At 70.6% G+C, this 11,862-nt stretch carries 9 protein-coding genes; all 9 read right to left on the bottom strand.

Going from position 1 to position 11,862, the window contains the following annotated elements:
- Positions 1-31: 31 nt before the first annotated feature.
- The 9 genes from BTH_RS14460 to BTH_RS14420 all read right to left on the bottom strand — a co-directional run bounded on the left by BTH_RS14460 (position 32) and on the right by BTH_RS14420 (position 11,783).
- Complete coding sequence (locus tag BTH_RS14460; RefSeq protein WP_009893119.1) at positions 32-1,039, bottom strand: SIS domain-containing protein; 1,008 nt, start codon at positions 1,037-1,039, stop codon at positions 32-34.
- A complete protein-coding gene (gene nagA / locus BTH_RS14455; RefSeq protein WP_009893121.1) occupies positions 1,032-2,135 on the bottom strand; it encodes an N-acetylglucosamine-6-phosphate deacetylase in 1,104 nt (367 codons plus the stop codon). The genes BTH_RS14460 and nagA overlap by 8 nt, the downstream gene beginning before the upstream one ends.
- A 99-nt stretch (positions 2,136-2,234) precedes the next feature.
- A complete protein-coding gene (locus tag BTH_RS14450; RefSeq protein WP_009893122.1) occupies positions 2,235-2,969 on the bottom strand; it encodes a GntR family transcriptional regulator in 735 nt (244 codons plus the stop codon).
- Positions 2,970-3,264: 295 nt separating this feature from the next.
- A complete protein-coding gene (locus BTH_RS14445; RefSeq protein ID WP_009893124.1) occupies positions 3,265-6,483 on the bottom strand; it encodes an error-prone DNA polymerase in 3,219 nt (1,072 codons plus the stop codon).
- 5 nt (positions 6,484-6,488) lie between these two features.
- Positions 6,489-7,964: a Y-family DNA polymerase gene (locus BTH_RS14440; RefSeq protein WP_009893125.1), complete on the bottom strand. Its 1,476-nt coding sequence runs from the start codon at positions 7,962-7,964 to the stop codon at positions 6,489-6,491.
- Positions 7,897-8,607 (bottom strand): translesion DNA synthesis-associated protein ImuA, encoded by a 711-nt coding sequence (gene imuA / locus BTH_RS14435; protein ID WP_009893127.1) that lies wholly within the window; start codon positions 8,605-8,607, stop codon positions 7,897-7,899. Before imuA ends, BTH_RS14440 begins: the two co-directional genes overlap by 68 nt.
- A gap of 254 nt (positions 8,608-8,861) precedes the next feature.
- Positions 8,862-9,656 (bottom strand): ABC transporter ATP-binding protein, encoded by a 795-nt coding sequence (locus BTH_RS14430; protein WP_009893128.1) that lies wholly within the window; start codon positions 9,654-9,656, stop codon positions 8,862-8,864.
- A complete protein-coding gene (locus BTH_RS14425; protein WP_009893130.1) occupies positions 9,657-10,553 on the bottom strand; it encodes an ABC transporter permease in 897 nt (298 codons plus the stop codon).
- A gap of 258 nt (positions 10,554-10,811) precedes the next feature.
- Positions 10,812-11,783 (bottom strand): ABC transporter substrate-binding protein, encoded by a 972-nt coding sequence (locus BTH_RS14420; protein ID WP_009893131.1) that lies wholly within the window; start codon positions 11,781-11,783, stop codon positions 10,812-10,814.
- Between the last annotated feature and the right edge of the window lie 79 nt (positions 11,784-11,862).

Below are 11,862 nucleotides of genomic sequence, written 5' to 3'. Positions count from 1 at the left end.
CTGTCTCGTCTCGTCGGTGATCGTCAGATCGTCAGTGTGTTTCGGTGACTTTGTGCAGATGGCGCGGCGCATCGGGATCGCGGCCGCGCGCGCGCGCGAGCCCGGCCGCCATCACGTAGAACGACAGGATCGCGGCAATCGGATCGAGCGCCGCGTGCGCGGTGCGCGCGAGCGGCAGCGTCGCATCGGGCGTGCCCGCCGGCGCGGCGAGCAGCACGCGCGCGCCGCGCGCGCGCATGTCGCGCGCGAGCTGCAGCAGGCCTTCCTGTTCCGGCCCGGGCGGCGCGAACACGAGGAGCGGATAGTCGCGGTCGATGAGCTCCATCGGGCCGTGCCGCACTTCGGCGCTCGAGAACGCCTCGGCCTGGATGCCCGACGTCTCCTTCAGCTTGAGCGCCGCTTCCTGCGCGATCGCGAGGCCGAGCCCGCGGCCGATCACGATCATCCGTTCGACGCCGCGCAGCTCGTCAACCGCGCTCGACCAGTCGAACCGGCCTGCCTGCTCGAGCGCGTCGGGCAGGCTGCGCAGCGCGGACACGAGCGCGGCGTCGCGCTGCCAGAACGCGACGAGCTGCGCGGCGAGCGACAGCATCGCGATATAGCTCTTCGTCGCGGCGACCGACAACTCGGGGCCGGCGAGCAGCGGCAGTTGATGCTCGCACGCGTCGGCGAGCGGCGACGGCAGCACGTTGACGGCGGCGACCGTCAGCGCCCCCGCTTCGCGCAGCGCGGCCATCGTGTTGACGAGATCCGGGCTCTTGCCCGACTGCGAGAACGCGAGCGCGAGCTGGCCCTGCACTTTGAGAGGCGCCTGCTGCAGCGTCGCGACCGACATCGGCAGCGACGCGACGGGCACGCCGAGGCGGCTCATCGTCAGGCTCGCGAAGTAGCTCGCCGCGTGATCGGAGCTGCCGCGCGCGACGGTCAGCGCGACCTGCGGCGCGTGCTCGGCGAGATGGCGCGCGAGCGCCTCGACGCGGCGCGTGTCCGCGAGCTGCGCGGCGACGACGCGCGCCGACTCGCGCGCCTCGTTAAGCATATTCGACAATCGATTCTCCTTCGACGAAGGTTGCGGTCAGATTCAGTTCGCGGTCGAACACGGCGAGATCGGCCCACGCGCCGCGCGCGATGCGCCCGCGATCGGCGAGCCCGAGGTAATCGGCCGCGTAGCGCGACATCCGGTTCGACACGTCGGCGATCGGCAGGCCGAGCGACACGAGATTGCGCAGCGCCTGATCCATCGTCAGCGTGCTGCCGGCGAGCGTGCCGTCGGCGAGCCGCACGCCGCCCAGGCACTTCGTCACGCGCTGGCTGCCGAGCCGGTATTCGCCGTCGGGCATGCCGGTGGCCGACGTGCTGTCGGTCACGACGTACAGGCGAGGGATCGCGCGCAGCGCGGCGCGGATCGCGCCTGGATGCACGTGCAGCAGGTCGGGGATGATCTCCGCGTACTCGGCGTGCGCGAGCGCCGCGCCGACGATGCCGGGATTGCGGTGATGCAGCGGCGACATCGCATTGAACAGGTGCGTGAAGCCGCATGCGCCGTGCTTGAGCGCGGCGACCGCGTCGTCGTAAGTGCCGAGCGAATGGCCGAGCTGCACGCGCACGCCGCGCGCGGCCATCTCGGAGATGATCTCGATGTGTCCGGAAATCTCCGGCGCGAGCGTGACGACGCGGATCGGCGCGATCGACAGGTACTTCAGCACCTCGTCGAGCACCGCGGACACCGCCGCGTCCGGCTGCGCGCCGAGCTTGCCGGGATTGATGTACGGGCCTTCGAGATGCACGCCGAGCACGCGCGAGCCGCCCGGCGTGCGCGTGCGCGCGACGCCGCCCAGATCCGAGACGACGCGCATCAGCTCGTCGCGCGGCGCGGTCATCGTCGTCGCGAGCAGGCTCGTCGTGCCGTAGCGCGCGTGCGTGCGCGCGATCGTCTCGATCGCGTCGCCGCCTTCCATCACGTCCGCGCCGCCCGCGCCATGCACGTGCAGATCGATGAAGCCGGGCAGGATGTAGGGCGCGTCGTTCTTCGACGGGTCCGTCGCGTCGCCCGACAGCGCCGTGATCCGGCCGTTCTCGAATTCGAGCGTGCCGTGAATCCAGCCGTCGGCGGTCAGTATGTTTCCGGTCAGCATGACGTTCTCTGATATCTGGTGATGCGTATGGGGTCGGTACTGCTTGCTGCTTGCGAGAGGGCTTGCAGTCGCCCGGGCTGCCGCGGACAGTCTGTCGTGTCAGCGTTTCAGCTCGGCGACGAAATCGTAGTAATCGTCGCGGCAATACGTTTCGGTCGCTTCGATCGCCCGCCGATCGGCGCCGTAACCGATCCGCGTGATGACGAGGAGCGCCGCACCCGGCGCGAGGCCGAGCCACTGTGCGACATCGGCCGACGCGCGCGTCGCGCGAAAGCGCTGCGACGCGCGCACCACGTCGAGACCGCGCGACTGCAGGTAGCTGTACAGCGACCCTTCTAGCGCCTGCGGCTCGGGCACGCAGGTCGCGGGCAGCGTCGAGCGCTCGTACGCCATCACGACGCCGTCCGCGCGCCGCAGCCGTTCGAGGCGCGCGACCGTCGCGCCGGGCGACAGGCTAAAGCGCGCGAGCTCGTCGCGGCTCGCCGCGCGCAGGCTGCGCGCGAGCCACACCGAATCGGGCGCGAAGCCGCGCTGGCGCATCTTCGCGGTGAACCCGACGAGCCGCGACAGCGGGTCGGCCACGCGCGGCGTGATGAAGCTGCCCGCGCCGCGCACGCGCCGGATGAGCCCCTGCTCGACGAGGAGCGCGAGCGCGCGGCGCGCGGTGATGCGCGACACGCCCGCCGCCGCCGACAAGCCGCGCTCGGACGGCAGCGCTTCGCCGGCGCGCCAGGCGCCGCCGTGAATCGCGCCCGCGAGATTGCGTGCGAGCTGCAGGTAGAGCGGGGTGTCGCTGCGCGCATCGGGCGCCAGCGCCGACCAGCCGATGTCCATAGGTCTCCGGGGGCGAAAACGGGAGGGCGTCGTCCGAAAAGCGAGGCCATTATATAACCAAAATAATACCAGTCAATTTGATCGAAATCGGAATGCCGGATCGCCGAAAAGTGTTGTCGGCCAAGGGATTCGGCGAATCAAAGCCCTTTATTTACAGCATGTTGCGAGATAGGTATTTACCCGCACGCAGAAGGTCGGCCAATGGGCGCGAGTATTGGAGCGCGCCGGATTCCGGCTGAACAGATACCGAAATAGAACCAGTGTTGCGCACTGGTATGCATCGATTCGCGGCGGCTCAATGGAATTCGCGGCTCTCGGTCCGCAAGCCCGCGATCAGCGGCGTCAGATCCTCGAGATATTGCGCGACGAGATGCCGGACGTCGCTCTCGCACTGCCAGACGCCCGACACCGCGAGCAGCCGCGAATCGAGCGTCTCGCGCCGCTGCCGCTCGAGCAGCTCCGGCCGGACGATCACGTTCACGCAACCCGTCTCGTCCTCGAGCGTGACGAACAGCACGCCCTTCGCCGTGCCGGGCATCTGCCGCGCGGTCACGAGGCCGCACGCGCGCGCAAGCTGGCCGTTGCGGCGATCGCGCAGCGCCGCGGCGGACGACAGCCGCCGCGCGTCGAGCGCGGGCCGCAGCAGCGCGACCGGATGCCGGTTCAGCGTGAGGCCGATCGTGTGATAGTCGGCGAACACATCGTCGGCCTCGGTGGGCGCGCCGAGCGCCGGCTTCACCGCTTCGTCGATCGGTGCGCCAGCGAGCAGATCGCGCTGCGGCACGGCGGCGACCGCCTGCCACAGCGCGTCGCGGCGGTTGCCGGCAAGCGTCGCGAACGCGTTCGCGGCGGCGAGCGCCTCGAGATCGCGGCGTTCGAGGCGCGCGCGGCGCGCGAGTTCGTCGACGCTCGCGAACGGCCCCGCCGCGCGCGCGGCCTCGATGCGCCGCGCGGCCTCCTCGCTCATCCCGCGCACGAGCGACAGGCCGAGCCGCACCGCCGGCCGGCCGTCGGGCGGCGCCTCGCCGGGCCGCGCTTCGAGCGACGCTTCCCAGTCGCTCTTCGTCGCATCGATCGGCAGCACCGTCACGCCGTGGCGCTTCGCGTCCTGCACGAGTTGCGCGGGCGGATAGAAGCCCATCGGCTGGCTGTTCAGAAGCGCGGCGAGAAAGATCGCCGGCTCGTGGCACTTGAGCCAGCTGCTCGCATAAGCGAGCTTCGCGAAGCTCGCCGCATGGCTTTCCGGGAAACCATACTCGCCGAAGCCCTTGATCTGCTCGAAGATCTGCTCGGCGAATTCGCGCGAATAGCCGCGCTCGAGCATCCCGTCGACGATCCGCCGGTGATATTTGCCGAGATCGCCCTTGCGTTTCCACGCGGCCATGGCCCGGCGCAGCGCATCGGCCTCCCCGGGCGTGAAACCCGCCGCGACGATTGCGATCTGCATCACCTGCTCCTGGAAGATCGGAATCCCGAGCGTGCGCTCGAGCACGCGCTCGAGCGCCTCGCTCGGATAGGTGATCTCGCCCTCCACCTCGCCGGCGGCGATCCGGCGCCGCTCCAGGTACGGATGCACCGCGCCGCCCTGGATCGGTCCTGGCCGGACGATCGACACCTGGACCACCAGATCGTAGTAGCCGCGCGGCCGCAGACGCGGCAGCATCGACATCTGCGCGCGCGACTCGATCTGGAACACGCCGACCGTATCCGCGCGGCAGATCATGTCGTAGGTCGCCTTGTCGTCCTGCGGAATGTGCTCCAGCCGGAACGGCCTGCCGTCCGGCAGCGGCGGGCCGCGCCACGCGGTGATCATGTCGAACGCGCGATGCAGCGCGGACAGCATGCCGAGCGCGAGCACGTCGACCTTCATCAACCCGAGCGCTTCCAGATCGTCCTTGTCCCACTGGATCACGCGCCGCCCTTCCATCGCCGCGTTCTCGACCGGCACGAGCCGCGTGAGCTTGCCGCGGCTCACCACGAAGCCGCCCGAATGCTGCGACAGGTGGCGCGGAAAGTTCAGCAGCCGCGCGGCGAGCTTGGCCCAGGTCCGGATCAGCGGAACATCCGGATCGAGCCCGACCGACGCGAAGCGCGCGAGCAGAGCGCGGCTGCCGTCGAACCAGCGATGCTCCTTCGCGACCCGCTCGACGAGCATCGGATCGACGCCGAGCGCCTTGCCGGTCTCGCGCAGCGCGCCGCGCGGGCGATAGGTCGACACGGCCGCCGCGAGCGCCGCGCGGTCGTGGCCGTACTTGCCGTAGAGATACTGGATGACCTCCTCGCGCCGCTGGTGCTCGAAGTCGACGTCGATGTCGGGCGGCTCGCCGCGCTCGCGGCTGATGAAACGCTCGAACAGCAGCGTGCTCTGCTGCGGATTCACCTCCGTGACGCCGAGGCAATAGCAGACGACCGAGTTCGCCGCCGAGCCGCGCCCCTGGCACAGGATGTCCTTGCTGCGCGCGTATTCGACGATGTCGTAGACCGTCAGGAAATACGGCTCGTATTTCAGGTCGGCGATCAGCGCGAGCTCGAACCCGATTCTTTGCCTCACCGCTTCCGGCACGCCGTCGGGATAGCGCCTGCGCGCGCCCGCCCACGTTTCCTGCGCCAGATAGCTGGTCGGCGTATGTCCTGCGGGGACGATTTCATGCGGATATTCGTAACGTAGTTCGTCGAGCGAGAAATGGCACGCGTCGAGCATCCGGCACGTCTGCGCGAGCGCATCGGCCGGGAACAACTGCGCGATCCGCTGTCGCGTGCGCAAGTGCTGCTCCGCGTTCGGCGCGAGCGCATGGCCGCATTCGCCGATCGGCATCCCGAGCCTGATCGCCGTCATCGTGTCCTGCAACGGCTTGCACGAACGAGTGTGCATCGTCACGTCGCCGAGCGCGACGATGCGCATCCCGCGCCGCTCGCCCGCCGCCCGAACCTGCTCGCGATGCGCGCCGTCGAGCGCGCGCTGCAACTGCACGAGCCCGAGCCGCGCGCGCTCGCCGAACAGCGCGCCGAACCACGCGAGCTGCGCGTCGAGCACGTCGGCGCGCGCCGGATACGTCGGCACGAGGATCGCGAAGCAGTCGGGCACGCCGCGCAGATGGATGAATTCCGGCGGCGGCGCGGCAAGCATGCGCGGCGTGAGCCGGTAGGTGCCTTTGGGCGCGTTCATTCGCCGCCACGAGATCAGCTCGGACAGGTTCCCGTAGCCCTCGCGGTTCTGCGCGAGCAGCACGAGGCCGAACGCGCCGGGGCCCGGATCGTGGCCCGGCGCGACGTCGTCCGGCGTCACGTCGAAGTACGCGCCGACGACGAGCGGCAGTTCGTGCCCCTTCGCCGCGACGTGCATGCGCGGCGCACCGGCGAGCGAGCATTCGTCGGTGATCGCGATGCCGCGATAGCCGTGTTTCTTCGCACGTTCGACAAGCTCTTCCGCCGACGACGCGCCGTGCAGGAACGAGAAATTCGACCGGCAGAACAGCTCCGCGTAGTCGGGCAGGATTCCGGATGCCGCGTCCATGCCGCTCACCCGAACAGGCCGTGCAGGAACCAGCATCGCCCCGCCGCGCGGCTGCCGCGCTCCTGGTAGACCCAGTAGCACGCGCCGTCGTCGTCCTGCGCGATGCGATAGTCGCGCTCGACGAACTGGCCGTCGAACCAGCCGGCCTCGATCCGCTCGATCGACGACACGAACCTGAGCGGCGTGCGGTAGAACGGCCGGTTTTCGCGCATCGCGAGCGGCTGCGGCTCCTCGAGGAGCCACGCGGGACGCGGCGGCGCCGCGCCCGGCGCGGGCGGCTTGCCCGCCGGCGCGTCGAACGGCAGCCAGCGGTTCGCCGCCTCGGGCCGGTGATCGGCGACGGGCGCCGCGCGCAGCACGTTGTCCGCGCCGAGCCGCGCGCTCAGGAGTTCGACGAGCCGCGCGCGCGCCTCACGAGTGCCGCCCGGCTCGGGAAACAGGTCGTCGGCAGGCGGCGCGACCGATTCGACGCGCGTCGCCGTCAGGCGCACCGCGATCACCGCGGCGGGCAGCGCGACGCGCGCGAGCCGTTCGCCGAGAACGCGCATGAAGTGCGTCTCGTCGCGCGCGGGCTCGGCGAACGCGAGTTCGAGCGGCGTCGGCGGCACCGCCTGGCGCCCCCGCTCGTGCTCGAACGCGAACGTCATCGCCGACAGCGACAACTGCCGCGCGGCGAGCCAGCCGCACAGCTGCACGACGAGCCGCCGCGCGACGAACAGCACGGCTTGCGCATATTCGACGCGCTCCGGCAATTCGAGCCGCGCGTCGAACACGGGCGGCACCGGCATCCAGGCGAGCGGCTCCACGGCGTCCCCGTATGCGCGGTCGAGCGCGGCGACGAGCGCGGGACCGCAGCGGCGCGTGAGCCCCGCGCGCGGCAGGCGGCGCAGATCGGCGAGCGTGCGGCAGCCGAGGCCGTCGAACCAGCCGGCGTACGGGCGCGCGTCGGGCAGCAGCTCGCACGGCAGCGCATCAAGCACGCGCGCGAGCGACGCCGCCTGCACGATCCGCCGCCGCGCGCCCGGCCCGCCCGGCGCGCGCGCGAGCAGCCACGAACCGCGCCCCGTCGGCGCGGCGGCAACGCGCGCCGCATAGCCGAGCGCGACGAGCGTCGCCCGCACCTGCCGGCACAGCGACGGCAGGCCGCCGAACAGCCGCAGGCTCGCGCCGACATCGATGACGAGCGTCGCTTCGTCGTCGAGCGCGACGCACGGCGAGAAGCGCAGCAGCGCGAGCGCGACCGCGCGCAGCGCGTCGGCCTCGCGAGCCGGATCGCGCTCGACGAGCCGCGTGCCGGGCGCGAGCGTCAGCACGCCGCCGCGCTTCATGCCGGCGCGCACGCCGCACGCGCGCGCGGCCGAATCGGCGATCAGCACGACGCCCTGCTCGAGCACCGCGCAGCCGTTGCCGCCGTCAGGCGACGGCGGCGCGCACACGTCGAGCGGCAGGCGCGGCAAATGGATGCCGAGCAAGACGCGCATAGCGGCTCTCCACGATGGGCGACGGCAATTCGAGCGAAAGCGGCTCGCCGCGCGCCGGCCCGCGGCGCTTGACGATCTCGACCGACACGCCGCCCGGCGACGGATGCAGCGCGAGGCGCAGCACCGCGGGCGACGGCTGCTGCGCGGCGGCGAGCGGCCTGAACATCACGAACAGCGTGTCGCCCGCGCGGGCGGCGGCGAGATGCAGGCGGCGCAGCGCGTCGGCGCGCGCGCTCTGATGCCACAGCAGGAGCGCGCCGCAGCAGCCGGTCTTGAGCGCCTGCTCGGCCGCCCACAGCGCGTTCGCGTCGCTGCCCGCGCGCAGCCACAGCAGCGCGTCGAGCGGCACGCCAAGGCCGGCGAGCGCGCACGCGTGCGGCGGCTGCGGCGGCGCGACGAACGCGAGCGGCCGCCGCGCGCTGCCCGCCGCCGCGAGCGCGGGCGCGAGCACGCGCATCTCGCCGCAGCCCGCGTGCGGCACGAGCAGCTCGACGAGCCCGCCGACCGGCCAGCCGCCCCCCGGCAACTCGACCGACAGCGCCGCATAGCCGGTATCGACCGTGCGCGGGCCGCCGCGCGCGAGCTGCGAGCCTCGCCAGAGCGACGGGTGCAGCGACTCGAGGGAAAGAGAGGAAGCGGACATCGCATTGCCGATAACTGTACGTTTATACAGTATATGGCAACGCGTCCGCCGCGCACAGCAGCCGATGTGAAACCGGCTTTTCGGCAGAGGATAGGCAGAAAACGGATCGGAACCCGGGATGGATCGGCGGCAATGCGTTCTCGGCCGCATCGCTTCCTCGGCCATCGCAGAGCGTCTCCGGGCGGTCACCGAAAACCGCCCATGCCGGCGGGTCGCGGCGGCCGATCATGCGCAGCCGCCGCCGGAATCGCCCGTCAGCCGAGCAGCAGCGCGTCGTCGTCGAGCTTCTCGTGCCGCGTCTTCTCGAACAGTTGCAGCAGATCGGGCACGTCGAGCCCGCGACGCTCGTCGCCGGACACGTCGAGCACCACCTGCCCCTGATGCAGCATCACCGTGCGGTCGCCGTAATCGAGCGCCTGCCGCATGCTGTGCGTGACCATCATCGTCGTCAGCTTGCCTTCATCGACGATCCGCGCGGTCAGCTCCAGCACGAACGCGGCCGTCTTCGGATCGAGCGCGGCCGTGTGCTCGTCGAGCAGCAGAATGCGCGACGGCCGCAGCGACGCCATCAGCAGGCTCACCGCCTGCCGCTGGCCGCCCGACAGCAGGCCGATTCGATCGGCGAGCCGGTTCTCGAGCCCGAGATTCAGGAGCCGCAGCTTGTCGCGGAACAGCTCGCGCGACGCGCGGTTCAGCGCGGGCAGAAAGCCGCGCCGCGCGCCGCGCGCCATCGCGAGCGACATGTTCTCCTCGATCGTCAGCGCTTCGCAGGTGCCCGCCATCGGGTCCTGGAACACGCGCGCGACGAGCGGCGCGCGATCCCACGCCGGCTTGCGCGTGACGTCGACGCCGTCGATCGCGATCCGCCCCGAATCGACCGGCTGATCGCCGCTCACCGAGTTCAGGAACGTCGATTTCCCGGCGCCGTTCGAGCCGATCACCGTGACGAACTGGCCGTCCGGAATGTCGAGCGACAGCCCGCGCAGCGCACGCGTCTCGATCGGCGTGCCGGGATTGAACGTGAGCTTCAGGTCTTGTGCAGAGAGCATTTACGCGCCTCCCGTCTTGCGGCCGAACAGCTTCTTGCGCGTCGCGGGCAGCACGAGCGCGACCGTGACGAGCACGGCCGTCACGAGGTTCAAGTCCTGCGCCTTCAGGCCGATGAAGTCGCTGTTGAGCGCGAGCGCGATGAAGAAACGATAGAGAATCGCGCCGAGCACGACGGCGAGCGTCGTGAGGAAGAGCCGCCGCGCGGGCAGCAGCGTCTCGCCGATGATCACGGCGGCGAGCCCGATCACGATCGTGCCGATCCCCATCGAGATGTCCGAGCCGCCCTGCGTCTGCGCAAAGAGCGCGCCCGCGAGCGCGACGAGCGCATTCGACAGCGCCATCCCGGCGAGCGTCGCTCGGCCGGTCGCGATGCCCTGCGCGCGCGCCATTCGCGGATTCGCGCCCGTCGCGCGCATCGCGAGTCCGAGCTGCGACGAGAAGAACCAGTCGAGGCCGAGCTTCGCGATCACGACGACGACCGCAAGCAGCGCCGGCCGCAGCACGTAATCGGGCATCCAGTCGGGCTGCAGCACCGTGAAGAGCGTCGGCTCGGTGATGAGCGGCACGTTCGGCCGGCCCATGATCCGCAGGTTGACCGAATAGAGCGCGATCATCATCAGGATGCTCGCGAGCAGATCCATGATTTTCAGCCGCACGTTCAGCCAGCCTGTGACGAAGCCCGCGCACGCGCCCGCGGCGATCGCGGCGAGCGTCGACGTGAACGGATCGTAGCCCGCGGCGATCAGCGTCGCGGCGACGGCGCCGCCGAGCGGAAAGCTGCCGTCGACGGTCAGGTCCGGAAAATTGAGGATGCGAAACGAGATCAGCACCCCGAGGGCGACGAGGCTGAAGATGAGGCCGATCTCCAGCGCGCCGAGAAGAGAAAAAAGGGACATGGTTGGGGAAGTCCTGTTGCAGCGTACCGCGCGTGGCACAGAGGCGAGAGGCGTCGCGCGGCGGGCGCGGCGGCCGGGCCGGGCTTGACTCGCCCCGGGCGCGCGCGGCGCCTGTCGCGCCACGCGTCGCGGAGCGCCGAAGCCAAACACGGCCAAGCGTGTCGGCGCCCGGCCTACCGGCGCCCGGCGCCCGGCGAGACCGGCCCGCGGCCCGCCGAACGAGCCGCTCGCCCGATGCGCCGTCCGCCTGCGCCTGCGTTACTTGATGACCGTCTTCGCCTCTTTGACGAGATCGGGCGAAAGCGTCACGCCCTGCTTCGCGGCCGCATCGGTGTTCACGAACAACTCGAGATTGCTGCTCGTCTGCGATGCGATCGCACCCGGCTTCTCGCCCTTCAGTATCCTCGCGACGATCTTGCCCGTCTGCCGGCCGAGGTCGCCGTAATTGATGCCGAGCGCCGCGATGCCGCCGCGCTTCACGCTGTCGGTGTCGCCCGCGACGAGCGGAATCTTCGCCTCGTTCGCGACCTTCACGAGCGATTCGTATGCGGACACGACGTTGTTGTCGGTGTTCGTGTAGATCACGTCCACCTTGCCGATCAGGCTCTTCGCGGCGGGCGCGATGTCGACGGTGCGCGGCGCGGCCGCTTCCTTGAGCGTCATCCCCTGCTTCGCGAGGATCTCCTTCAGCGCCGTCACGACGACGACCGAGTTCGCCTCGCCCGGGTTGTAGACCATCCCGACCGTCTTCGCCTTCGGCACCACGCGCTTGATGAGCGCGACCTGCCGGTCGAGCGGCAGCTTGTCGGACACGCCCGTCACGTTGGTGCCCGTCGGCCCCCAGCCCTTGACGAGTTGCGCGGCGACGGGATCGGTCACGCCCGAATAGACGACGGGCACGCTCTTCGTCGACGCGACGACGGCCTGCGCGGCGGGCGTCGCGATCGCGACGATCACGTCCGGACGGTCGCCGATGAACTTGCGCGCGATCTGCGCGGCGGTGCCGGTATTACCCTGCGCGCTCTGATATTCCCACTTGAGCTTGTCGTCGCCGTAGCCTTCGGCCTTCAGTTCCGCGCGCACGCCGTCGCGGATCGCGTCGAGCGCCGGATGATCGACGATCGACAGCACCTTGACGGTCTGCGCGTACGCAGCGCCGGCGCCCAGCATCGCGAATGCCGCGACGCCCGCCGCAATCGAATGAGCGGCCACGATCTTGAATCGCTTCATTTGTCTGTCTCCCCCGGTTCTGAATGGTGGTCGGGCCGCGCTCCCCGGAACGTGCGCGGCCCGCGCGGCCGCGCCGGAA

Origin of the sequence: Burkholderia thailandensis E264 (assembly GCF_000012365.1) — a bacterium.
Classification (GTDB): Bacteria; Pseudomonadota; Gammaproteobacteria; order Burkholderiales; family Burkholderiaceae; genus Burkholderia; species Burkholderia thailandensis.
This window is presented reverse-complemented; position numbering and strand designations above follow the sequence as displayed.

Coding starts and splice junctions, on each gene's coding strand:
- BTH_RS14460 (WP_009893119.1), bottom strand. CDS start 1,039: ATGCTTAACGAGGCGCGCGAGTCGGCGCGCGTCGTCGCCGCGCAGCTC.
- nagA (WP_009893121.1), bottom strand. CDS start 2,135: ATGCTGACCGGAAACATACTGACCGCCGACGGCTGGATTCACGGCACG.
- BTH_RS14450 (WP_009893122.1), bottom strand. CDS start 2,969: ATGGACATCGGCTGGTCGGCGCTGGCGCCCGATGCGCGCAGCGACACC.
- BTH_RS14445 (WP_009893124.1), bottom strand. CDS start 6,483: ATGGACGCGGCATCCGGAATCCTGCCCGACTACGCGGAGCTGTTCTGC.
- BTH_RS14440 (WP_009893125.1), bottom strand. CDS start 7,964: ATGCGCGTCTTGCTCGGCATCCATTTGCCGCGCCTGCCGCTCGACGTG.
- imuA (WP_009893127.1), bottom strand. CDS start 8,607: ATGTCCGCTTCCTCTCTTTCCCTCGAGTCGCTGCACCCGTCGCTCTGG.
- BTH_RS14430 (WP_009893128.1), bottom strand. CDS start 9,656: ATGCTCTCTGCACAAGACCTGAAGCTCACGTTCAATCCCGGCACGCCG.
- BTH_RS14425 (WP_009893130.1), bottom strand. CDS start 10,553: ATGTCCCTTTTTTCTCTTCTCGGCGCGCTGGAGATCGGCCTCATCTTC.
- BTH_RS14420 (WP_009893131.1), bottom strand. CDS start 11,783: ATGAAGCGATTCAAGATCGTGGCCGCTCATTCGATTGCGGCGGGCGTC.